We start from the raw sequence: 24,137 nt of genomic DNA on the forward strand, positions 1-24,137 counted from the left end.
ACAGGCGGGTGATTGCAGCCGCTGCCCGGGTCAGGCGCGGCGGCGCTGCATCAGGCCCATCAGGCCGAGGCCGGTCATGACCAGGGCCCAGTCGGCCGGTTCGGGCACGTCGGTGTTGCCGCCGCCGGCGCCTTCGGTGACGAACGCGATGTCGCTGCCCTGGATCTGCGGCGGCGCGCCGGCGGACAGGTCGATCTGGACCACGGATCCGGTGAGGTAATCCGTCTGCTCCTGGTTCACGAAGGCGACGCTGAAGCGGCTGAAGTCGCTGCCGGTATCGCCGACATCGAGCGTCAGGTCGAAGCCGAGCAGACCGCCGAAGGTGACGGCTTGCCACAGCGCGCCGTCCGGAGCACGCAAGGTAAAGCCGTTGCCCGCCGCGGACGCGTCGCCGAACAGCGTGGTGCCGCTGCCGACGCCGGTGAGCTTGCTGATGAAGGCCGAGGTCGGCACCCCGGTGCCCGGGCCGGCCAGCGACAGCTCCAGGTAGCCGCTGCCTTCGGCGGCGAAGGACTTGGTGGTCAGGTCCACGTGGTAGGTGATCGGGGTGGCCAGGGCGGCGCCGCAGGCCATGGTCAGTGCCAGCAGCGAGCTGGTCAGGAGCGATTTCAGAGTTGCCATCTTGTTTGATCCTTGATTCGGTGGGTTAGAACGAGCCGCTGTACAGCTTCGGCGTGTACGAGATCGTGACCTTGTTCGGGTTGCTGAATGTCACGCTGACCGTCACCGAGGCACCCGCGGCGAGCGACGCATCGGGCAGCGTCACATACGGCGCACCATCCCTGGTGCCGCTCTTGTTGTCGAGCGTGACGCCGGCCGGCAGGCCTTGCAGCAGGAACTGCAGGGGACCGTTCAACGCCGCAGCGCCGATGTTGGTGAAGGTGACCGAGCCGCTGTACTTGTTGGTGATGCGGTTGACGGTGAAGCCCGACTGCACCGCTTTCACGCTGGCGCTCACGTCGGTCAGTACCGGCGCCAGGTTCAGGCTGACGATCACCGGATCGTGGTCGGAGGCGCGGAAGGCGTTGTTCACGTAGGGGTCGTTGCCGGCCTTGCCTTCCAGGTTGTAGTCGATCGCATCCGGTTCGTCGGCGTTGTTATGCCATTCGGTCACGCCGGCCACCTGCTTGTCCAGCGAGGTGCTGGCCAGCGCGTGGTCGAGGTAGCCGCTCTGGCCGTCGAACACATAGGAGTACGGCATGCCGTTCGGACGCACGAAGCGCTCCAGCTCGCTGACCATGCCCTGGCCGTTCAGGTAGACGATCGGATCTTCCTGGCCGTAGGCATTGAAGTCGCCCACCGCCAGCACGTCCGGATCGCCCGAGCTTGCCACGACCTGGTTGATGAAGCTCACCAGCTGCTGCGCCTGCTTGACGCGGGTGGCGTTCCAGCAGCCCTGGCCGTCGCCGCTGTCGCTGTCGCCGGTGCCGGCGCCGCTGCAGCTGCCCTTCGACTTCAGGTGGTTGACGATCAGCGAGAACCTGGCGCCGTTGGCGACCGACTTGAAGGTCTGGGCCATCGGCGGACGGTTGTTGATCGCGGCGTTGTCAGACATCGAAGCGCCCACCAGGCTCACCACGGCCGGCTTGTAGATCATCGCCACGCGGATCGCGTCGGTGCCGGTGGCCGGCGGCTGCGGCACGACGGCGTAGGCCGGATAGCCGACCGCCTGGTTGAGCTGGYCGACCAGGTAGTTGACCGCATAGTCGCCGTTGTTCTGGATTTCCATCAGGCCGACCACGTCGGCATCCATGCCCTTCAGCTCGTTGACGATCTTGTCGCGCTGGCGCACGAACTCGGCCAGGCTGTCGGCGCCGCGGCAATTGCTCTTGCTGGTCGAACTGCCGAGCTTGCAGCCCTGGCCGGTCCGGCCCTCGACATCGGTGCCGTCGGTGAAGGTGGTGAAGAAGTTCAGCACGTTGGCGCTGGCGACCTTGACGTTGCCCGGGGCGACTTCCGGCTTGTCCAGGCGCGCATTGGTGCGGCTGATCTGCGGGGTCTCGGTCGGCTGCACCTTGAACGCGGCGCCGCCGCCGCCGATCGCGCCGAAGTCGAGCACGCCGGTCAGGTCGTTCACGGTATCGCCGGTGCGCACGGTCTTGTCGTCGGCCAGGTAGGGAATCTGCGGCGGGGTCGTGAAGATGCCGTCGTCGAGGACGACCATGTTGCGGTCGTTGGCCTTGATCAGCGCGATCGCTTCCGGCGTGCCCGGGCGATAGCGGTTGGTGGCGGTTTCGCGGCGGCCGTTCGACAGCACCAGTTCGCCGCGGTCGGCCAGGTAGCTGTTGCCGTTCACGGTCAGCGGGCCGACGAAGCGCACCAGCATGCCTTCGTAGTTGGCGAGGTCGGCGTCCGGCAGCTGGATATTGGTCGGGGCGATGGTGTAGCCGCTGCCGGTGACGGTGACCGCGGTGACGCTGGTGAGTTCGGTGTAGGAACGGGTCGCGCCGCTCGGCTTGTATTCGGTCACGGTGCCGGTCACGCGCACCATGTCGCCGACGTTGCCGGCAGTGGCGGCGCCGAACACGTAGATGGCGTCCGAGGTGGTCGGGTCGCCGTCGCCGTTCGGGTCCTGGATGAAGAAGCCGCCGCCGCTGAGCTTCTTGGTGATCACGCCGCTGGTGGTCTGGACGGTGTTCGCGTACTTGCTGGTGGCGCCGCTGCCCTGGATCTGCGGGATCGTCAGCTGGCCGGCGACCGAGACGTTGACGGTGCAGCTGTTGCTCTGGCTGGCGTCGTTGCTGAAGCTCACGACCACCGGATAGAGGCCGGCCGGCACGTTGGCCGCGACCGACAGCTTGACCGAGGCGCTGCCGCCGGCGGCGGCGGCCGGTGCGAAGTCGGTAAGGCTGATGCCGCTCACGGCGCCGCTGGCGATGACGGCGGCGTTGACGATGCTGTCGCTGTCCGATGCGCTCAGGGCGCCGGAGAAAGCGGTGCCGAGTCCGCCGCTGACGGTGGCCGGGCAGTTCAGGACGATCGGCGCGGCCGGCGGGGTGCCGCCGCCAGTGCCGCTGCAGACATGCAGCTCGCTGGCGGTGTTGCGCGGCGCCGGCGTGCCGTTGACGAAATCGTTCTTGTTATCGTCGGTATCGGCACAGCCGCCGTCCTTGCGCAGCGCGGCGAGCGAACTCGACAGGTTCGGCGAGGTGGGGCCAGTGCCTTCGTAGCCGGTGGCGCTGGTGCCGAAGCCGACCAGGTCGGCCAGCGTGGGCTGGTCGGTCGGATTCGGATTGGCGACCGTCGGCAGAGCGGTCTGGCTCCTGACCAGCGCGACCTTGCCTGCGCTGGCGCTCATGTTGACGCTGCCGGATAAGGCGTCCGCGGCCGGCATCGCGGCACCGACCGCGCCGCCGGATTGCAGCTGAATCAAGTAGTACTGTCCCGCAGCCAGGGTTACCTTGGGAATGTTGACCTTGTTGCTACCCCAGCTGTTGCCGCCGGCAGAGGTGTACTGGATGCTCCAGCCATCGAGGGTGACAGGGGCGCCGCTGCGGTTGAACAGTTCGACGAAGTCGTTCTGGTAGGTGGCGCCGCCGTTGCCGCCGCCGCCGTAGACCTGGCTGATGACGATGGGGCCGCCGTCACCGGCGAAGGCCGGCGCCGACAGGCTGGCCAGCAGGGCCGCGAGCACGGTCAGGCGGCCTGGAGCTTGAAAGAATGAACGTTGGGTCATGTGGGTTCCCGAAGTGGATGCGGTTGTCAGTGAGGCACTTAACAAATCAATATTAAATGCACAAATTGACAACATCATGACCACGGATTAGTCCGTACGGACCAATCCGCTTCACCGCTCGAGAAACGGAAGGGGGACGGCCGTCAGCGCGGCCGTTTGCGGTAGGGAGCCGCCAGCGGCTCGCCGATGAACAGGCCCTGGGTCGGCCAGGCGACGCTCTTCCAGTAGGCTTCGATCGCGCTATTGCCCTGCACGTAATGCTTGAGCAGCACGGTCGGATTGGGGAATTTCTGCCAGTAGTTGCAGGGTTCGCTGACCGAGCCGTAGCTGGCGGTGGCGCCCGCCTCCAGCCAGCGCAGGCTGCTCATCTGCCCTTCTCCCAGCAGGTCGCCGCCGAGCGAAGTCAGGTGATCGGCCAGGGCGCCGGGCAGGAAATGCAGGGTATTCAGCTTGTCCACCTGGGCCATGCCGGTCTCGTAGATCATCACGTCCTTCGCGCCTTCCAGGACGTCGCCCTGGATCGTCTTGGTGCCGAGTTTCCTGGACTCGATACGGCCCGGCGGCGGGAAGAAGCCGGCGCGCGAGTTGCGCGCCTTTTCCGAGGTGACCAGGTAATAGGCGGTGGCCGGCACGACGCGGAAACCGGCCGAGGCGCCGCGATCGATCAGCGCCCTGGCTTCCGATACCGATTCGGTCGGCAGCAGCATCGACAGGCGCAGCTTGAGGTCGGTATAGGGCCGTGTGGAACTGGAGTTGAAGTAAGGGCTGGAGCGTCCGCTGGCGCAGGTCTTGGCGCACTGGGAGGGATCGAAGCCCAGCGTGTAGGCGCCGGTGATCGAATTGCACTCGACCCTGTAGGGCGCGGTCCAGACCATCAGCACCGCCTGGATGTCCGGGCCGAGGTGGCTGTCGATCTCTTCCCTGAGTTCCTGGAAGCGTTCGAAGCTGATCTCGTGCGGCTTGTCCGGAATGCTGACGTGGACCACGTTGGCTTCCGGGATGCCGCGCCGCTTGCGGTAGTACTCGCCGATCTTGACGCTGTTCGGCTCGGCATCGTTGATGACGACGGCCAGTTGCGCCGGCTGCAGGCTGGGGGCACTGGTGAACTGGGCATGGGCGCCGGCGCTGACCGCCAGCATCAGGAAGGGAAGAAAACGTCGGATCGATCTCATCCCTTCATCATGCCACAACTTGCAACGAGGACAATCTACGCCCGTTTGCGCTGGCGCCAGTGTCCGAACGCGGCGAGCACACCGATCCCGGCCAGCAGCATCGCGCCGGCGCTTGGCTCCGGCACCGGGACGATGGCGAAGATTTCCATCGCATTCACGGTGACGGCCTGGCCGCCCAGGCTGCCGTCGATGATGCTCATGCCCTCGTTCATCGGATTGCCATAGCTCAGTTGCCAGGACAAGGCCTTGGTGAGGTCGTCATTGACCAGCAGGTCGGGGCCGGAGCCGAACACGGGGCCGAACAGGATGTCGTTGAAGGTCTGGCGCAGGCCCTGGCTGGGCAGCTCGTAGCTGGTCGGCACCTGGCGGTAGACCGCCGGCGTGGTGAAGTTGAACAGGAAGGCGGTGCGCTGGAAGTCGCGCTCGGTCTCGTGCCAGCCGTCGGTGGACGACCAGCTCTGCGGGTTGTAGCCGCCCACCAGGAAGCTCTGCCCGCTGCTGTTGGTCACGTCGAGCAGGGTGAAGCTTGCGCCCCTGCCGTCGGCGGCCTGGTGGAAGGTGGCCGAGGTATCGCCCGGACGCAAGGTGTAGACCTTGTCGAGGTTGAACTCGCCCTTGCCGAGCCAGCGCTCTAGCTGGGCCTGGCGGCCGTCGTCCAGCAGGCTGGAGCCGCCGATGATATCGCCTGCACGCGCAAGGCCGCCGGCCAGCGCCAGCACCATGCCGCCCGCCGCAATGATCGTCTTCATGGGAGTCCCCCATCGGTTCGAGTCAAGGCATTGTATGCCTGACGCATGATGATGTACGCACTGTAGACCTGCGGAAAAGAGAACGCCGCCGGCGCTGGTGCGCGGGCGGCGTGATCAAGGCGAATGTGATTCAGGCGAACGGGTCAGGCGCGCTGGTAGACGTCCTCGAAACGCACGATGTCGTCTTCGCCCAGGTAGCTGCCCGACTGCACCTCGATCAGGTGCAGCGGCAGCTTGCCCGGGTTTTCCAGGCGGTGGGTCATGCCGATCGGAATATAGGTCGACTCGTTCTCGGCCAGCAGCTTGACGCTGTCGCCGCAGGTGACGCGCGCGGTGCCCGACACCACGACCCAGTGCTCGGCGCGGTGGTGGTGCATCTGCAGCGACAGCTTCTCGCCCGGCTTGACGCAGATGCGCTTGACCTGGAAGCGCTCGCCGGCATCGATGCCTTCGTAGAAGCCCCAGGGACGGTAGACCCGGGTGTGATACAGGTGCTCGGTGCGCTCCTGGACCTTCAGGTGGTCGACGATGTTCTTGACGCGCTGGACCTGGTCCTTGTGCGCCACCAGCACCGCGTCCGAGGTTTCCACCACGACCAGGTCCTTGACGCCGACCACGGCCACGATGCGGCTCTCGGCGCGCACCAGCGAATTGCTGACGCCGTCCAGGTAGACGTCGCCGCGCTGCACGTTGCCGTGGGCATCGGCCTGCTGCACGTCGGCCAGGGCCGACCAGGAACCGACGTCGCTCCAGCCGATGTCGGCGGCGACCACCACGCCGTCACGGGTATGTTCCATGACCGCATAGTCGATCGAATCCGACGGGCAGGCCGTGAACGCGGCTTCGTCCAGGCGGCAGAAGTCGAGGTCGCGGTAGGCGCTGGTCATGGCCTGCTCCGCCGCCCTGGCGATCTCGGGCGCGTGCTGCTCGATCTCGGCCAGGAAGCGGTCGGCGCGGAACATGAACATGCCGCTGTTCCAGTAGAAGCCGCCATCGGCCACGAAAGCCTCGGCCGTGTTGCGGTCGGGCTTCTCGACGAAACGCTCGATCTTGTAGCAATCATCAACGCCCGGCAGCGGCTCGCCGCGGCGGATGTAGCCGTAGCCGGTTTCCGGCACGCTCGGCACGATGCCGAAGGTGGCCAGCGAACCGTCCTGCACCATCTGGTACGCACGCTCGACCGCCAGGCGGAAGGCTTCGTTCTTCTCGATCACGTGGTCGGCCGGCAGCACCAGCATGATGGCCTCGGGATCCTCGGCCAGTAGGTGGCGCGCGGCCGCGGTCACGGCCGGGGCCGTGTTGCGGCCGACCGGCTCGAGCAGGATGCCGCTCGGGGTGATGCCCACCTCGCGCAGTTGCTCGGCAACCAGGAAACGGTGTTCGTTGCCGCAGACGACCAGCGGCGCCATCAACCCCGGCCAGCCGCGGACCCGCAAAGCGGTCTCCTGCAGCATGGTCTTGTCAGTGACCAGCGGCAAGAGCTGCTTGGGCATCAGGGCACGCGAGAGCGGCCACAGGCGGGTGCCGGCGCCGCCGGAGAGGATGACTGGATAAATTTTCATGCGCTAATTTTCTCTAATGGGGAATCTGTCTCGTCCGCGCCGTCTTTGCGGCGGCTGCGGCGACGGTCGCGGGCGTTCAGCCACTCGTCGGAGCTGTATTCGGACGAGTGCTTCATCTCGCCGGCGCGGTCGATGCTGTAGTCCTTGAAGACGATCATCTCGTGCAATGTCACATCGTTAAGCACGCGAGTATATTCGAAAAGCACGCTACGGACGATTTCGGCACCTTCGCAGATGTGGCTGCCATGGCCGATCCAGGTCGGGCCGATGATGGTGGCGCCGGCCTCGATCTTGACGCCCGAGCCGATATAGACCGGGCCCTTGATGGTGGTACCGTTCCAGTCGATGCTGGTGTTCAGGCCCACCCACAGGCCGGGCTCGATCTCGATGCCGGGCACGTCCATGTGATTGACTTCGCCGGTCAGCACGCTCTGCAGCACTTCCCAGTAATCCGACACGCTGCCGATGTCCAGCCAGTTGAACGGGCGGCCCTGGGCATAGAAGGGCATGCCCTTCTCCGCCAGCAGCGGGAACAGCTGGGAGCCGATGTCGAACTCCACGCCCGAGGGGATCAGGTCGATGACTTCGGGTTCGAAGATGTAGATGCCGGTGCTGATGAAATTCGACAGCGCCTCTTCCTGCTTCGGCTTTTCCTGGAACTGGGTGATGCGGCCGTTCTGGTCGGTGACCACCACGCCATAGCTCGACACCCTGTCCCAAGGCACTTCCTTGGTGATCACGGTGGCCATCGCCCCCTTGCGGCGGTGCTCCAGCAGGGCCGCCTTCAGGTCGAGGTCGATCAGGGCGTCGCCGCACAGGACGATGGTGGTGTCGTCGAAGAAGCCGCCGAATTCCTGGATCTTCTTCATGCCGCCGGCCGAGCCGATCGGCACCGCCACCACTTCGCCGTCTTCCTTGGTATAGCCTTCGAAGGAGTAGCCGATCTGGACGCCGAACTGCTCGCCCTCGCCGAAGTATTCCTCGATCTTTTCGTGCAGGTGGCTGACGTTGACCATGATCTCGGACACGCCGTGCTTGCGCAGGTGTTCGATCAGGTAAGCCRTCACGGGCTTGCCCAGCACGGGGATCATCGGTTTCGGCAGGTCATAGGTCAGCGGACGTACGCGGGTGCCTTTGCCTGCTGCAAGAATCATCGCTTTCATGGTTCGGTCCTCATGCTCATTTTGGGGTAGTCTGGTAGCGCCAGGAGTCGGCGCACATCTGCGCGATGTCACGCTTCGCCGTCCAACCGAGTTCCTCGCGCGCGCGGGTCGGGTCGGCGTAGCACTTCGCGATGTCGCCGGGGCGACGGTCTACGATCTGATACGGAATCGGCTTGCCGCAGGCCTTTTCGAAGGCATGCACCATTTCCAGCACGCTGTTGCCATTGCCGGTGCCCAGGTTGTAAGTATGCAGTCCGGCGCCCTGGGCCAGCTTGTCGAGGGTCTTGACGTGGCCGATCGCCAGGTCGACCACGTGGATGTAGTCGCGCATGCCGGTGCCGTCCGGGGTCGGGTAGTCGCCACCGTACACGGACAGTTTCTCGCGCTGGCCGTTGGCGACCTGGGCGATATAGGGCAGCAGGTTGTTGGGGATGCCGTTCGGCTCCTCGCCGATCAGCCCGCTTTCGTGGGCACCGACCGGGTTGAAATAGCGCAGCAGGGCGACGTGCCAGTCCGGCTCGGCCTTGAACAGGTCGCGCAGGATGTCTTCGATCATCAGCTTGCTGCGGCCGTAGGGGTTGGTGGCCGAGAGCGGGAAGTCTTCGCGGATCGGCACCGAGGCCGGGTCGCCGTACACCGTGGCCGACGACGAGAACACCAGGGTCTTGCAGCCGAACTTGGCCATGGTCTCGAACAGCACCACGCTGCCGGAGACATTGTTGTCGTAGTAGCGCAGCGGCTGCGCCACCGATTCGCCGACCGCCTTCAGGCCGGCAAAGTGGATCACGGCGTCGATCTTGTGCGCGCCGAACGCGGCTTCCATCGCCGCGCGGTCGCGGATGTCGGCCTCGACGAATTCGAAAGCCTTCCCCGTGATGCGAGTCACCCGTTCCTGCACGGAACGGTTGGCGTTGGACAGGTTGTCGACCACCACCACCTCGTGGCCTGCGTTCTGCAGTTCAACCACGGTGTGCGAACCGATATAACCCATGCCGCCGGTAACCAGAATCTTCATTGATATGTGCTTTCGTAAAAGTTATGCCTGTCGCCATGCCGGTCATGTTGCCGGCTGGCGCCTCGATTTATTCGTGCGGCAGCTTCTGTGGCTGCCGTAATCCCTGTTTGGTTTATGCCTTGCGGCGGCCGCTTACCGCCTCTTTGACGAAGAGTCGGAGAAAGGCCATGTCCTCGATGAAGTAGCGGCGGAACATGCGCCGTGGCTCCTGCAGGAAACGGTAGAACCATTCCAGCCCCGACTTCTGCATCCACACCGGCGCACGCTTGACGTGGCCGATCGCCACGTCGAAGGTGCCGCCCACGCCCATCGCGAACGGAATCTTCATCTCGGCCTGGTAGCGGCCGAGGAACTGCTCTTTTTTCGGCGAACTGATCGCCACGAACAGCAAATCCGGGCGCGCCTCGCGGATCTGCTCCACGACTTGCGCCTCTTCCGCCTCGCCCTTCCAGTAGCCGTTGCGGTAGCCGGCCAGCACCAGCTTCGGATACTTGCGCTGGTAGGTGGTGGCCACCTTGCCGACCACTTCTTCTTTCGCACCCAGCAGGAACACGCGCCAGCCCTTCTCTCCCGCGCGGCGCATCAGCGCCTCGAACAGGTCGACGCCGGCGACTCTTTCCTTGAGCGGCTTGCCGAGCAGGCGCGACGCCCATACGACCGGCATGCCGTCCACATTGATGAGCGCGCAATCGTTGATGATCTGCCTGAGCTCGGGATCGCGGCTGGCCTTGACCAGCTTGTCCACATTCACCACCACATGCTGATGGGGCCGTCCTGTATGGATGAAACCCTCGATGGTCTGCAGTGTTTCCTCCATCGACAGGTTGTCGATGGAGCACCCCATCAGTGTGATGCGTTCGCTCATATGATCATCCTTTTGTGCTCATTCGAGTTTCTGTTGCGATTCCTTGGCCAGCTCAGTTGCCAATACAGCGACGATGCGTTCCGCCGCGCGACCGTCCCACAGGTGCGGCCGGCGGCCCTGCTTGCCTTCGCCGCGCAGGATCTTGCGCGCTTCCAGCATGATCACGGCCGGATCGGTGCCGACCAGCACGTTCGAGCCCTCGTCGACGGTGACGGGGCGCTCGGTGTTTTCGCGGATGGTCACGCAGGGCACGCCCAGCGCGGTGGTTTCTTCCTGCAGGCCGCCGCTGTCGGTCAGGATGACGGCGGCGTCCTTCCACAGGTTGAGGAAAGCCATGTAGGCCTGCGGACCGGCCAGCGTGATGTTGGGGCCCAGGTCGATGCCGAACTTGTCGATGTTGGCGCGGGTACGCGGGTGCACCGGGAAGATCAGCGGCAGCTCGTTCGAGATTTCCTTCAGGGCGCCGGCGATGCGGGTGAAGGTTTCCTTGTCGTCGACGTTGCTGGGGCGGTGCATGGTGATCACGCCGTAGCGCTCGCCCGCATCCTTGCGCGCCTGCTTGTAGGCGCTGGTTTCAAAAGCCGAGGTGTCGGCATGGGCCAGCTTGTCGGCCTGGTACAGCACGTTGTCGACCATCACGTGGCCGACGTAATGCACGGCGGAATCCGGCTTGCCTTCGCGGCGCAGGTGTTCCAGCGCGGCCGGTTCGGTGACGAAGAACCAGTCCGAGATGCTGTCGGTGACCAGGCGGTTGATTTCTTCCGGCATCGTCATGTCGCCCGAGCGCAGGCCGGCCTCGACGTGGGCCACCGGGATGTTCAGTTTCTTGGCGACGATCGAGCAGGCCAGCGTGGAATTCACGTCGCCCACCACCAGCACGGCGGCCGGGCGTTCGTCCTGGCACAGCTCCTCGAAGCCGACCATGATCTTGGCGGTCTGCTGGGCATGGCTGCCGCCGCCGGCGGCCATGAAGACGTCGGGCTGCGGAATGCCGAGTTCCTCGAAGAAGACGTCGTTCATCTCGCGGTCGTAGTGCTGGCCGGTATGGATGATCTTGTACGACAGGGTTTTCGGTGATTGAGCCTGCAGCGCGCGGACGATCGGAGCGATCTTCATGAAGTTGGGTCGTGCGCCTGCAACCAGATAAATGAGCATGAAACAAGTTCCCTAGTAATTAGTATTGAAACAATTATTACAACGGTGGGTTATTAAAAAAACGTTATTGTAAACCTGCACTCGACCGGGACGGCGGACGATACGGTGCTGATCTTCAGCACGTCGCAAGGCTCCTTCGATTCGTAGCAGCGCGAATACCAGCCCAGCGGCGGATTTTCGTTGGCGCGCACCAGTTCCAGCTTGAGGTCGGCGCCATGGGCGTGCATCTGCAGGGCGAAGCGTTYACCGCGCACGTGCAAGCCAGAACTATCCAGGCGGACACTCAGTCCCGGCGCGAAATGCCAGAACAGCTCGACCTGGTGATGCTTCCTGGCGGCGAACTCGTCGCGCACGACCAGGCTGGAGGTCGCGGCGTCGAAACGCACGCTGCGCATGTGGCGCACCGGGTCCGCCAGGCGCTCGTAGCCGTCGTGCGAGCCGCGGAAATCAAATTCGTGGGGCGACTGCGGCATCCTTTCGATGGCCGCCCTGGCCTTCTTCAGCCACATGAAGCGACCGCCTGACACCGACTGGTCGAGACCGTCGATGCGCACGGTGTTGTGGGCCGAGGTGCCGCGGAAGTAGTCTCGCCACTTGTGCTCCTGCCAGTAGGAATAGGTGCCGGGGTCGACCAGGCATTCCTCGCCGCCGACCGACAGGTTCAGCGCCAGCGCGTCGGCGTGGCCGTGGGCGGCGATCCCGAGGTAGCCGAGCGGCCCGCAGTCGACCATGCCCTTGATCTCGTTGGCTTCGCCGAAGTGGGAGCCGAACAGCAGGTAGCCGCCGTCCGGGAAGGCCCAGCCGGTCTCGGATTCGTGCGGATCGGTTTCCGGGCGCTTGCCCGGCAGGGTATGCAGCAGCCAGCGCACGCCCGGATGCTCGCTCGCATACGCGCTGTCATGGCGCCGCAGCACGGCGTCGCCCAGGGCCAGCAGCTGGGCCGCACGGTCGCTGCCCGGGGCGTCCAGGCGGAACACGATGCCGTCGTCGGCGTCGCCCACCATCGGCACGTTGCCGCCGACGTCGCGCAGCGACCGTAAGAATCGTAATGCGCGCTGCAGGCTGGCCCAGTAGGCGCGCGAGAAGGGATGGCCGCAGGCCTGGCCGACCAGGCCGGCGACGAACAGGAATTCGGACGAGAAGATGTGGTAGGCGAAGGCCTGCTCGCGGTTCACGCCGTCGCGCGAGAACTGGGCCTGGGCCTCGTGTTCGAGTTCGCGCCTGGCCTGCTCGAGCCAGGCCCCGGACGACTTCCAGCAGGGCCAGATCGAGGCGCCCACATACAGGCCGGCGAGTTCGCCGATCAGGTGGTTGTTGGCCGAGGAATGGCGCGACAGGTGGCGCGCGATCGCGCTGCAGTGGGCGTGGATGGAATCGAGCCAGTCGGCGCGCAGGCGCTCGCCGTCCTCGCCGGCGAACAGGCCGCTGCCCTCGCCGCCGATCAATTGCCAGACCAGGCTCCAGTTGATCAGGCGGATGCCCAGTTCCAGCGAGCTGGTCCAGTTGGGGCCGACCAGCGGCGGACACTGGTCGAGCCAGCTGCGCAGCTGGTGGTGCAGGGCGTGCAGCCAGGCCACGTCGTTGGTCGCGGCCCAGGCCTGGCCCAGGCGCACGAGGTGCAGGTGGCGGTTCAGTTCCMAGACATGCTTGATGTCGCCGACCTGGTCGCGGTTGGTGATGGCGATGTCGCCGGCGTAGATGGCCGGTCCGGTCACGCCGCTTTCGGGATCGCGGTTCCACAGCGGCGGCATGCCGACGTCGAAGCGGCGTTCGGCGAACAGGACCACGTGGCCGGCGCAAATGCTGTCGGCGTCGGCCAGCAGGGCTTCGCGCTCGGCCGCGCTCAAGGCGGGCGCGCCATGGATGGCGAAGGTGCGGGCGCGCGGCAGCGGCGGCGCGGCGCGCTGCCTGAGCCGTTTCGCCACCCCTTTCGCCGCCGCCTGCTGGATCCGGTAGCCGACCTCGGCCACCGACATGCAGCGCAAACGGTTCACCAGCCAGACCATGCCTGTCGCTTCGCTCATCATTGTGTCCCCGCCAAGTCACGGTAGATCGCGGACAATTGCTCGCACACTACCTCGGTTGAGTAATGCTGCTCGATGGTTGCGCGCGCCCGCTCCGCCAGCCGTGCACGCAGGGCGTCGTCGCCCAATACCCGCTGCAGCGCCCCGGCCAGCGCCGCCTCGTCGCGCGGCGGCACCAGCAGGCCGTTGTCGCCGTCGACGAGGGTTTCCGGAATCCCGCCCACGCTGCTGGCGACCACCGCCCGGCCGGCCGCCATCGCTTCCAGCATCGACATCGGCAATCCCTCGGCATGCGAAGGCAGGCAGAATACGGCGGCGCGCGCCAGCTGCCCGTCGCGTTCGCGCGGGCCGAGCCAGCCGGGCAGTTCGATGCGCCCCAGGATGCCGAGCTCGGACGCGCGGCGGCGCAATGCTTCCGCATCGCCCTCGCCGCCGAACACCAGGCGCAGGTCCGGGAAGCGCGTCGCCAGCCGGGCGCCGGCGCCGAGCAGTTCGAACACGCCCTTGGCTTCCTCGATGCGGCCGAGGAAGAGGACGCGCTGCGCTTCGCCGCGAATGCCGGAGGGCGCCGGCAGCGGCACCGAATTCGGCACCACCGCCACCCTGGCCTTCGGCGCAAAGGCGCGCACGAAGTCGGCCCAGCCGGCCGACAGCGTGATCACGACGGAACTGGCTTCCAGCGTGTGGCGGATCCAGCGCCGCATCAGGGCGCCGGCCTCGACGGTGGCGAACTGGCGGAAGCCGCCGCCATGCAGATGAAAAATCGTCTTGCAGCCCGCCAGGCGGGCGATCAGCAGCACGATGGACTTGCGCACGAAGCTGGCGCGCGAGGCCGCGTGCACGTGCACCACGGCCGGATGCTGGCTCACACAGGCCAGCACGGTCTGCCAGAAACCGGACAGCGCGCCCTTCGCCTTCTCGGCTTTCGAGCCCTCGCGGTGGGTGGCGACGTAGCGCACCCGCTCGCGCTCGAACAAGCCATGCTGGCGCAGCACGGATACCACCGCCGCCACCCCGCCCCTGCCTTCCAGGGCGGTACCGACCATCAGGATGCGTGGCGTGGTTTTTCCCTGCATGGTCGGTGGATGTTTCAACAAAATACACGCTCTTATTAAACGGGCAATATTTCGATCATACATCATGAATTTCCCGTGGTGCGCACGGTTCGTCTTCCTCATCGACAATAACGAACTCGAACTTGCCCCGCGGTCCGCGCGGAATCGCCTCGATCCGCGCGACGCTCACCTCGACGCCGGGCACGCGCAGCAGGAATTTGTCGACCATCGCGCGCGCGTCCGCCTCGCTCCAGCCCTCGGTGGCCACCACCCGCAACAGGAAGCGGCCGTGGCCGCGATACACCACCTGGCCTTCGACCAGGTGGCGGTCGTGGCCCTGGAAGATGCGGTCCAGGCGGCCGATCATGCGGCCGTCCGGCAGGGTGAGGACTTTTTCCTGGCGTCCAAGGATGGTCTTGACGGTCGGGAACACGCGGCCGCAGGCGCAGGCTTCGCCGCCGGGGATCACGGTGTCGCCGGTGCGGTAGCGGACCAGCGGCATCGCCAGGTTGTTCAGGCCGGTGCCGACCAGCTCGCATGCCTCCGGCTGGTCGGTGTCGAGCAGGGCCACGCTGCCGTAGTCGGTCAGCACGTGGTAGCTGCCGTGCTCGCAGGTGCCGATCGCGGCCACCCGTTCGGACTGGCCGTACCAGTCGAACACGCGGACGCCGAAAGCCTGTTCGACCGCCGCCCTCACCTCCGGCTCCATGGTTTCCGACGAGGTCATCACGCCCTTCAGCGCCCTGCCTTCGTAGCGTCGTCCGCGCGCGTTCAGCCAGGCCGCCAGCGCCGCGATCGAGGATGGATAGGCGTGGATCACGACCGGATCGACCCCTTCGAGGGCGGCGACGTAGGCGCCGATCGTGTCATTCGACAGGTGGTAGGAGGACATCATCAGCATGTTGCCGACCCAGTCGCGGCACCAGTAGCGGCCGTCCTCCGGCTGGTCGGCGCAGACGATGTCGCCGCGAATCCAGGCGCGCGGCTGGCCGGGGCGCCAGCCGATCCAGCGCAGCTGGCGGTAGACGAAGCCCTCCTCGCGCACCATATTGCCGAGCGACTGGACGATGGTCAGCGGCGTACCGGAGGTGCCGCTGGTCTTGATGGTGGTGCGGATCAGGGAGCCGAAGCGGCGCGGGCGCAGCAGGCGTTCGGGATGCTGGCGCAGCTCCTGCTTGGTCAGCAGCGGGGTGCCGGGCGCCAGGCGCGGCAGGCTGAAAGGATCGCCGTCGAGCGGCACGCCGACCCTGGCGGCGCGCCTGGCCACATAGCGGGCCAGGGTCTCGCGCGAGCGCTCGTTCCTTGCCAGGGCCGGGTAGACCAGCAGACGCCCCCAGATGTTGCGGACCAGTTCACGCCCGAGAGAACGCAGGGAGAACTTGAGCGAATGGGTCCACATCGTGCAGGGCTACTCCATCAGGATCTTTTTATAAGTTCTTGCAACATTTCGGCCGAGAATATCATAGGTACGATGGGCTTTTACGTACGCTGGGCCACGCATGGCAAACCGCCGGGCTTGCTCAGGATTGTTCAATAACTCGCGGACGGCGGCCGCGAAAGCCTGCGCTTCCATCGGCACGCACAGGCCCGCGCCGCTCTGCGCCAGGACCAGCTGCTGGTCGGGAATGTCGGTGGCGACGGTGGGAATGCCGAGCGCCATGTATTCGATCACCTTGGTCGGCGACATGGTGTCGCCCAGCACCCCGCGCGGCATCGGCGCCAGGCCGACCTCGGCCCGCACCGCATAGCCGAGCGCCGTCCGTTGGGGCAGCCAGCCGGTCAGCAGCACGTGTTGTTCGAGCCCGCGCGCGGCGATCTCGCGCCGCATCCACGCCATCTCGTCGTTCGAGGGCGCATCGCCGGCGATCACCAGCAGGACCTCGGGACATTCGCGCCGCAGTTCTTCGGTGACGTCCAGCAGGAAATCGGACCTGCGCGACTGCGCGATGCGGCCCAGGTAGAGCACCACCCGACGGCCGTCCAGGCGCGGATCGGCGACGGGCTCGACCGTCGCGCGGTCGAACAGGGCGGCGTCCACACCCATCGGCACCGCCGTCATGCGCTCGCGTGGAAAACCCTTGCTGGCCAGCCAGTCGGCCATCGCATCGCTCTGCACGAAGATGTGACGCGCGCCCGGCAGCACCAGGCGGTAGATGACATGCCAGGACGCCCAGGCGCGCAGCGCGTGCGCCGCCCATTTGAGGCGGCCGATGGGGCCGCGCTGGTGGCGCGCGATGTCGTCGCGGCGCACCGCATAGCCTTCGACGATGGGGAAGGACATCCAGTAGACGAAGGGCACGCGCAGCAGCGCGGCCGCCACGCGGCCCAGCACGCCGCTGGCGATCTTGTCGCGCACCTGCAGGCAGTCCGGGCGCCGACCCTGCGTCAGGCCGCGCAAGCCGCCGAGGGCGCGCCACAGGCCCAGGAGGTCCCACAGCGGCGAGCAGACACTGGCGAGCGGCGAGTGAAGACGCCCCACCACGTGCATGCCGCCAGCCGGCCATCCGGGCGCGCCGGCTTCCTGCCCGCCCTGCCCCACCAGCTCGGTATGCACGCCGTAGCGCGGCATCTCGGTACCGAACAGGGTCAGCACATCGGCACGGGTCGGAGGGAGCGGATCGCGAAGGATGCAGGCAATCGATAACTGGGTCGGCATGAATTTATTCTAACGCAGCCGTACCGACGCACGATTGCGCGGTATTCAGCCTGCCCGCAGCGCTTCGAGACGTTGCAGCAGCGCGGCGCTGGTCCGGCTGTCGATCTTGCGGCAGAAATGGGCGTTCGAGGCGGCGATGCGCTCGAAGTCGTGCTCGTCGAGGATCTTTGGATTGCGCGCGCCGCGCTGCGGCCACTGGACGTAGCGGAAATTTTCCGACAGCACGCGTTCCCTGAAGCGCGAATTCATCACCAGGGTCTGGAAGAACAGCTCGTCGGCGCAGGACACGCTGCGGAAGAAACGCAGGAGGCCGGGCTCGCGGCGGATCCGCGCCAGCACCTCGCGCACGCAGTCGCGCGACAGCGCCCACCATGACGAGCCGCCATGGGGCTGCAGGCCGTTCGGCATGCGCCGCGTGAGGCCGCAGGCGCGCATCGCGCGGTTCGCCAGCGAGCAGGCCAGGCGCAGCGCCGGCCCCGCGTCCGGGCGGTAGAAATACTGGTAGCGGTAGGCGGCCGCCCACTGTCCCGGTCCGCGGCCGATCGGCGCGGTGTCCAGCAGCTCGTGCCCGCGCAATGCCGCCAGCGCCGACTTCAGTGCGGCGTTCGACAGCAGCGGGAAGTCCTGGGCGCTGAGGAACAGCAGCTTGTCGAACTCGGGCACCTCGGCCACGATCTGCGCCAGCGAATTGAGGGTGGCCTCGACCTGGCTGAAGCAACCCCAGTGCACGGCGACGCGCTGGCCGACCAGGCGCGCGCCTGGGTGGACTTCGGCGGGTTGGATGGCACCCTTGGCGTCGAGGTGGACGTAGATCAGGAAGTCCTCGTCGCGCAGGCGTTCGACCAGCGCGTTCAGCTGGGCGGGATCCTTGTGGGCGGCGATGAGGAAGACCTGCTTCATGATGAGCTACCGGCGAAAAAAAAATCCTTCGCGGCGCCTTGCCTGCGAAGGATTCCGGCCCGCGCGCCGAGTGTAGCACGGCGCTTCGGGAACTCGACGGACGCTTGGATCAGTTGAGATTCACGGTCTGGGTACCGATGGTGAAGGTACGGGTGCTGCCGGAGGCGCCGATCTTGACGGTCGGGCGCTTGCAGCCGACGTCCATCAGGACCAGGAATTCGCCGACCGACTTGCCGTCGTTCTTCAGGTAGAAGGCGCCGTGCGCTTCGGTCACGCCGGCCTTCGCCGCCGGGCCGGTCCAGGTCGCGAACGGGGCGTTGCCGTTCAGGTCGCGCAGGCAGACCGACTGGCCGCCCGCCGTGATCTTCACGCTCGACGGGCTCTCCACCGTGAACGCCACCGGGGCGTGGAGGTTGAACTCGTAGGTGTGCGGGACCACGGCCGACAGCTTGTCGCGCACCAGCATCGCATCCTGGCCCTTGAAGTACCAGATCTGGCGCTTGGCCATCGTCAGCTGGCCGCCGTAGGCCGGGGTCGCATCGCCTTCGGCGTAGTCGTAGTTCGGATTCACCGCCCACGCAGTGATCTTGCCGTTACGCTGCAGCTGCTCGCGGTAGCCGTCGACCAGCTGGCCCTTGCCGCCGTCGAAGGTGATCGCATTCTGCGACCTGGTCTGGTGGTACCAGTCGCTCCACTGCGGCGAGCCGTACCAGTCGTACCAGCCCGACTTGATCAGCAGCGGCTGGCCGGCCACCGACAGCAGCAGGCCGTTCTGGTCGCCGTGGCTGTGGTTGAAGGAACCGTATGGGCTCGACTTGAAGAAGAACGAGCTGCGGTTGGTGTTGCCGATATCGCTGTGGATCGCGACCCAGCCGATGCTCGGGTAATAGTTCTCGTTCGACGGCGCCGCGAACACGGTGTTGCCGGCGATCGGCATCGGGTACGGCGCTTCCAGCACCTGCATGCCGTCTTCGATGCCGCCCAGTTTGGATTGGTACCAGTTGGCGCGCGGGTTGACCAGGCGCTGGGCGAAGGCGTGGAACACGCGCGGATCCGGCTTGGTCTCGGAACCGTCGCCGAAGGCGTGGACCTTCGAGCCCGGCGGCGTCAGCATCATGGCGAAGTCGAGGAAGCCGAGGGTCCAGGGCTTGGCGTACATGTTGACGCCGGTGGCCTGGTTGATCGAATCCCACAGCGCGACCATGTAGCCGGCCGCGTACTCGGCGTAGGCGGTGCCGTTGGCGTAGCCGCCTTCCGGACCGGACCACGGCGACGGCGTGTTCACGTAGGCGCGGAAGGTGAAGTCGAACCACTTCTGCGCATCCGGGATGTCGCCCAGCGACAGGCTCGAGATCAGCGACATGAAGATCATCAGGGTGTTGCCGTGCGAGTCGAACGGGAACTGGTCCAGGCGGCCGTTGTCGCCGGCCAGGTTGCTGAACATCTCGTTGGTGCGCACGCGCACGACGTCCAGCCAGCGGTTGCGGCGGGTGGCGTCGAGGTCACCCGGCAGCAGGTCGATGGCCTTGATCAGCGACAGCGCGATCTGGCGGGTGGCCTGGTCCTGGTTGGCGTAGCTGGTCGGGCCGGTCGGGGTCAGGGAGGCGAGCTGGTCGCCGCGCTTGATCGCCTCGTTCAGGTAGATCGGGTCCTTGCGGATGCGCCACAGCAGGGCCGCGGCTTCCATCTGACGGGTGGCTTCGTTGATCCTGTTGCGCACGTCGACCTGCTGGGCGGCCATCTGCGCCGTCAGCGGGGCGCCGATGGTGATCGGCCACGTTGCATCGCTCAGGTTGGGCAGCGCACCCATCTGCAGCTTGACTTCGTTGGTGAGGCGGCTCAGGTAAGGATCGAGCTCGGCCTTCTTGGCGGTATTCCAGGTCGAGTAAGGCGTGGTGGTCGCCGGCAGCGAGCGCGGGCGAGCCTTGGCCAGGATGCGGGCGCGCAGGGTGGCGTTGTCGGGCACTTCGAACACGGCCGATTTGCTGGTGATCGCGAAGGAACGCGGGGCCGACCAGTCGGACGAGTTCGCCGGGCGCACGCGCCAGGTGTAGTTGCCGAGCGCCATGGCCTTGGTCGGTAGATACCAGTTACGGTCGACGGTGGCCGTCACCGGTGCGCCGCCGGCCGGCGTGATCTCGATCACGTAGCTGGCCGGACCGGAGGCATAGCGCGCCCAGGCGAAGCCGGGCGGGTTCTGGGCCTGGACCTGTCCGTTGGCCGGGGCCGGCTGGACGACGAGGGGATCGGTGGATTGCGCCCAGTCGGCACGCGCGCTGAACGAGCAGAACAGCGACATCAGGGCGACCGCGAGGACGATTCCTTTCCGATGAAATTTCATGTGGGAGCTCCGAGAATATTAGCTAAGACTTACAAGGGATGGCTCGTCGGCATGGCGCCAGACGTATTCGGCGACGCGCGCTTTTTGTGAGTGAAAAACGCTGTCCGGTTCCAAATAATAGTACCGCACATCAATTGATCTGCGGCAAAATTCCCTTAGAAATCAAAGATTTTTCTCGCCCATCGCGAAAATCCAACGTGTGTACGGACAACTTTGCAGAAGGAATATTTTCAATAACACCAGCCTCGTTTTTCAACTGAAAAGACAGTCTGGAAACTCCGAGAGCAATTCTGCAAACTTGCCTTAAAAACTACAAGTCAAACCGCCTCTTCCGCGCGCAGGGTCCGCATGCGTTTCATGTAGCGCAGGCAGTAGATACCAAAAGCCAATGGCGCCTGCGTCAGGTAGCGCCGCCGGACCGCGAATTCTTCCTGGCGCGCCTTGATCCGGTTGGCCGAGGACAGGCTGCCGGCATGGTCGCGGAACACCGCCAGCGGGCGGTCGACGGTCGACGGCCGCGCCACCCGGCCCAGGCGCAGCCAGAGGTCGACGTCCATCGCGTACTTCAGCTGTTCGTCGAACATGCCGACCCGGCCGAAGGCGCTGCGGCGGATGAAGACGGCCGGATGCGGCACCCAGGCGCGGCCGGCGGCGAAGGAATCGAAGCTGAACGGCAGCATCGGATAAGGCGGCACCAGGGCCCCGTTCTTGAGCACCTGCACGTTGCCGAACACCCAATCCGTCCCTTCCCTGGCGAAGCGCTCGGCAACCGTCTCCAGCACGTCGTCGCTGGCGTAGTAATCGTCCGAGTGCAGGTGGGCCACGTATTCGCCGGTGGCCGCTTCGATGCCCTGGTTCATGGCGCGGCTGACGCCGCCGCCGACGTCGCGCAGCACGCGCTTGCGGCCCGGGTAGGCGGCGATCATCTCCAGCGTGCCGTCGGTCGAGCCGCCGTCGACGAAGATGTGTTCGAAGTCCTGGCAGGTCTGGCGCTGCACCGAGGCAAGGGTATCGGGCAAGGTGGCGGCGCTGTTCCAGGTGCAGGTGACGATCGAGAAGGTGGGTTTGCTGGTCATGGTCATTTGGCGTAGAGATCGAGTAGTTGAGGGATGGCGCGCGACACGTCCATCGCGAAGGAATCCGGGAGCGGCACCGTCACTGCCGCACGTCCCAGCATGCCGACCAGCCGCTCCACCAGCCGCGGCATGGTCTCTGCCAGCTGCAGCTGGCCGTCGTAATATTGGTAGGCGGCCAGCTCCGGCGTGCCGCCGCGCGCCAGCGCCACGCACTGCTTGCCGAGCGCCAGCGCTTCCAGCACGGTGGTGGAGCAGGCTTCCTCGCACACCGACGGCACCACCAGCACGTGGCTGCGCGCCGACAGCTTGATGACCTCGCCATAGGGCTGCCAGCCGAGGAAGCGCACCTGCGGACCGGCGTAGCGGCTCTCGAGCTGCTCGCGCAGCGGGCCGTCGCCGACGATGGTGACCCGCGCATGCGGCGGCAGCCAGCCGGCGACCTGGCCCAGGAATTCGCCGAAGCCCTTGCCGGTATCGATGCGTCCCACCAGCAGCACCTCCCCTGCCCGGAGCTCGCCGGCTTGAGCCGCGAGCTCGCGCAGGAAGGGATAGCGGATGAAGTTGTGGATCACGCAAGCGCGCGACAGGTCGGCGTCCGGCACCGAGCGCAGGAAGGCGCGGCGCAGGAAGTCGGACACGAACACCGTCTTGTGGCGCGCGAAGGACTCGGCCGTTTCGGAACGGTAGCGCTGTACGGCAAAGCCAGAAACGGTCCGGCGCAGCGAATTCGGCGCCGGATGGATACAGGCGGCGCAGTCGCGCCGGTCGCGCGTCTCGCACACATGCCCTTCCTTGAAGCGCAGGTGGGTCACGCATTCGCTGCCCTGGTCGTGCCGGGTCTGGACGAAGTTCATCGTCGGCGGCACGTAGCGCCCCACCATCGGCAGGTGGCCGTGGTAGTGCACCACGTCGTACTGGCCGGCCTCGCGCATCAGCGCGCGCGCCACCCGCCGCGCGAACCAGGGGCGCTTGACCGGGTTGAAGAAGCCCAGCTGGGACTCCTTCCAGCCGGGCCGCGCAAACGCGAAGCCGGGCAGCAGCCGGCCGCGGAAGCCGATCTCGCGAGCAGCCTCGGCATGGAAGCGGTCGCTGCGTCCCATGATGTCGACTTCATGTCCCTGCTCCAGCAGGGCGTTGGACAGGGTGACGACATGCTTGCCCAGGCCGCCGATCTGGGTGCCCGGCAAATCCTCCGATACCATCAGGATCTTCAAACTGCTTTCCTCATCGACAATAAACCTTTGACTCTGGACCAGGCGAGAATCTTGTCGTCCTTTTCGATCACGAAAAGCGCGCCCCAGGCGAACAGCAGCGCCACCGTCAGCAGCACCAGCAGCACGAGGTCGAGCGGACCGCCGTCGAACAGGCGATTGCCGGCGTCGGCGAGCACGGCCACCAGGCCAACCCCGAACACGCTCGGCAGGTAGGCATGGCGCACCAGGTCCTTCATCCGCGCCGGCACGGTGCGGCCGTGTACCGCCGCCAGGAAGATGCAGGTCATCAGCACGGATGCAATCAGGTGGCCCCAGGCGGCGCCGACGATGCCCCAGCCATCCACGCCGAACCACACCACGACCAGGCCGAAGGCCGCGCGCACCAGCGCGAACATGCCGCTGACACGCGGATGCCCCATGCCGTCGTTGACCAGCGACGGCAGGCTGGTGAGCGAATCGATGAACTGCGACAGCGCCATCACCGTCAGCACCACCTGGCCGGCGCGCGCGAACTGCGGGTTCATCCAGTAATACAGGATCTGATAGGAGAACACGGCCACCAGCACCAGCACCGAGGCGTTGATGAACACGACATAGCGGCTGGCCTTCAGGTAGAGGGCGCGCAGGCGCTCCAGCTCGCCGCGCGCGGCCAGGGCGCTGGCAGCCGGGAACAGCACGCCCGACAGGCGGAAGGTCAGGCTGAGGATGCGGTTCGCCAGGGTCGAGGCCACCGTGAAATACGCCAGCCCGGTCACCCCCACCAGGGCGCCGATGATCAGCTTGTCCGCATAGGCATACGACAGACCGGCGAAACGGCTGAGGAAGGAATAGGCGGAAAAGCCCAGCAGCTCGCGCCGGATCTGGGCGCCCGGCCGGCGCCAGGCGAGTTCCGGCAGCAGGCGGCGGACGTAGCGCCACAGCACCACGCAGTTGATCGCGCTGGCGACGACGCGCAGCAGGATCACCTCGAACAGGCCATGGCCCAGCATCAGCACGGCCACCGTCAGCAGCGGCACGCCGGTGCCGAACACCATCTCGATCCGGCCGGCGATGTCGTAGCGCATCAGCGATTGCGGGATGCTCTGCAGATAGCTCTGCAGCTGGCCGAGGAAGAAGCCGAGCGCCGCCAGCTTCAGGGTGGCGGCGGCCTCCCCCACCAGCTGCGGCGGCACCGAGAACACGCGGGTGACGAAGAAGTGGGCGCCGCCGTACAGCCCGATGGCGCCAAGGAGGCCCAGCAGCGAATAGACGGCCAGGCCGAAGAACACGGTCTCGTCGATGCGCTTCTGGTCCTGGCGTGCATTGAATTCGGCGATGTACTTGACCGAGCCGGCGGTGACGTTGATGTCGATGACGGCGAAATAGCCGACGATGGCGGTGACCAGCGAATACACGCCGTAGTTCGCATCGCCCAGGCCCTTGACCACCAGCGGTACGGTGCCCAGGGCGACCAGCGCGGGAATGACGGCGCCGAGCAGGTTGGAGAAGGCGTTGCGAACCAGGCTCGGAGTCAT

The 24,137-nt window shown here is 66.2% G+C and carries 18 protein-coding genes; all 18 read right to left on the reverse strand.

All coding sequences use genetic code 11. The annotated features are described in order from the left end of the window. Window positions 1-30 precede the first annotated feature (30 nt). The 18 genes from AC1DIX_RS10985 to AC1DIX_RS11070 all read right to left on the reverse strand — a co-directional run bounded on the left by AC1DIX_RS10985 (window position 31) and on the right by AC1DIX_RS11070 (window position 24,137). Window positions 31-621 (reverse strand): NF038129 family PEP-CTERM protein, encoded by a 591-nt coding sequence (locus tag AC1DIX_RS10985; protein WP_442121728.1) that lies wholly within the window; start codon window positions 619-621, stop codon window positions 31-33. A 25-nt stretch (window positions 622-646) separates the two neighbouring features. Continuing rightward, a complete protein-coding gene (locus tag AC1DIX_RS10990; protein ID WP_477324235.1) occupies window positions 647-3,676 on the reverse strand; it encodes an ExeM/NucH family extracellular endonuclease in 3,030 nt (1,009 codons plus the stop codon). A 143-nt stretch (window positions 3,677-3,819) separates the two neighbouring features. Beyond that, window positions 3,820-4,848 carry a TIGR03790 family protein gene (locus AC1DIX_RS10995; protein ID WP_477324237.1) on the reverse strand — a complete coding sequence of 343 codons (1,029 nt, stop codon included), beginning with the start codon at window positions 4,846-4,848 and terminating at the stop codon, window positions 3,820-3,822. 35 nt (window positions 4,849-4,883) lie between these two features. After that, on the reverse strand, window positions 4,884-5,597 hold the full coding sequence (locus AC1DIX_RS11000; protein ID WP_477324239.1) for a PEP_CTERM-anchored TLD domain-containing protein: 714 nt from the start codon (window positions 5,595-5,597) through the stop codon (window positions 4,884-4,886). 143 nt (window positions 5,598-5,740) lie between these two features. Then, entirely contained in the window at window positions 5,741-7,159 is a 1,419-nt protein-coding gene (locus AC1DIX_RS11005; RefSeq protein ID WP_477324241.1) for a mannose-1-phosphate guanylyltransferase/mannose-6-phosphate isomerase, read from the reverse strand. Further along, entirely contained in the window at window positions 7,156-8,322 is a 1,167-nt protein-coding gene (locus AC1DIX_RS11010; RefSeq protein WP_477324243.1) for a nucleotidyltransferase family protein, read from the reverse strand. Before AC1DIX_RS11010 ends, AC1DIX_RS11005 begins: the two co-directional genes overlap by 4 nt. 16 nt (window positions 8,323-8,338) lie before the next feature. Continuing rightward, a complete protein-coding gene (gene galE, locus AC1DIX_RS11015; RefSeq protein WP_477324245.1) occupies window positions 8,339-9,337 on the reverse strand; it encodes a UDP-glucose 4-epimerase GalE in 999 nt (332 codons plus the stop codon). A gap of 112 nt (window positions 9,338-9,449) precedes the next feature. Continuing rightward, entirely contained in the window at window positions 9,450-10,202 is a 753-nt protein-coding gene (locus AC1DIX_RS11020) for a WecB/TagA/CpsF family glycosyltransferase (protein ID WP_442124348.1), read from the reverse strand. Window positions 10,203-10,220: 18 nt separating this feature from the next. Further along, the gene (gene wecB / locus AC1DIX_RS11025; RefSeq protein ID WP_477324247.1) at window positions 10,221-11,357 is read right to left on the reverse strand and encodes a non-hydrolyzing UDP-N-acetylglucosamine 2-epimerase; all 1,137 of its coding nucleotides are present in this window, start codon (window positions 11,355-11,357) and stop codon (window positions 10,221-10,223) included. 53 nt (window positions 11,358-11,410) lie between these two features. After that, window positions 11,411-13,381 carry a heparinase II/III family protein gene (locus AC1DIX_RS11030; RefSeq protein ID WP_477324249.1) on the reverse strand — a complete coding sequence of 657 codons (1,971 nt, stop codon included), beginning with the start codon at window positions 13,379-13,381 and terminating at the stop codon, window positions 11,411-11,413. Continuing rightward, the gene (locus AC1DIX_RS11035) at window positions 13,381-14,475 is read right to left on the reverse strand and encodes a glycosyltransferase family 4 protein (protein WP_477324251.1); all 1,095 of its coding nucleotides are present in this window, start codon (window positions 14,473-14,475) and stop codon (window positions 13,381-13,383) included. The genes AC1DIX_RS11030 and AC1DIX_RS11035 overlap by 1 nt, the downstream gene beginning before the upstream one ends. 37 nt (window positions 14,476-14,512) lie before the next feature. Continuing rightward, window positions 14,513-15,835: a phenylacetate--CoA ligase family protein gene (locus tag AC1DIX_RS11040; RefSeq protein WP_477324253.1), complete on the reverse strand. Its 1,323-nt coding sequence runs from the start codon at window positions 15,833-15,835 to the stop codon at window positions 14,513-14,515. Between the two features lie 9 nt (window positions 15,836-15,844). Next, a complete protein-coding gene (locus tag AC1DIX_RS11045; RefSeq protein WP_477324255.1) occupies window positions 15,845-17,092 on the reverse strand; it encodes a glycosyltransferase in 1,248 nt (415 codons plus the stop codon). 45 nt (window positions 17,093-17,137) lie between these two features. Beyond that, window positions 17,138-17,992 (reverse strand): beta-1,6-N-acetylglucosaminyltransferase, encoded by an 855-nt coding sequence (locus tag AC1DIX_RS11050; protein WP_477324257.1) that lies wholly within the window; start codon window positions 17,990-17,992, stop codon window positions 17,138-17,140. A gap of 109 nt (window positions 17,993-18,101) precedes the next feature. After that, window positions 18,102-20,333, reverse strand: coding sequence for a DUF4962 domain-containing protein (locus AC1DIX_RS11055; protein WP_477324259.1), 2,232 nt, complete (start codon window positions 20,331-20,333; stop codon window positions 18,102-18,104). Between the two features lie 317 nt (window positions 20,334-20,650). Next, complete coding sequence (locus tag AC1DIX_RS11060) at window positions 20,651-21,409, reverse strand: glycosyltransferase family 2 protein (RefSeq protein WP_477324261.1); 759 nt, start codon at window positions 21,407-21,409, stop codon at window positions 20,651-20,653. A gap of 2 nt (window positions 21,410-21,411) precedes the next feature. Beyond that, window positions 21,412-22,623 (reverse strand): glycosyltransferase family 4 protein, encoded by a 1,212-nt coding sequence (locus AC1DIX_RS11065; protein ID WP_477324263.1) that lies wholly within the window; start codon window positions 22,621-22,623, stop codon window positions 21,412-21,414. Further along, complete coding sequence (locus tag AC1DIX_RS11070; protein ID WP_477324265.1) at window positions 22,620-24,137, reverse strand: oligosaccharide flippase family protein; 1,518 nt, start codon at window positions 24,135-24,137, stop codon at window positions 22,620-22,622. The genes AC1DIX_RS11065 and AC1DIX_RS11070 overlap by 4 nt, the downstream gene beginning before the upstream one ends.

Source organism: Massilia sp. 05N420 (assembly GCF_056397205.1).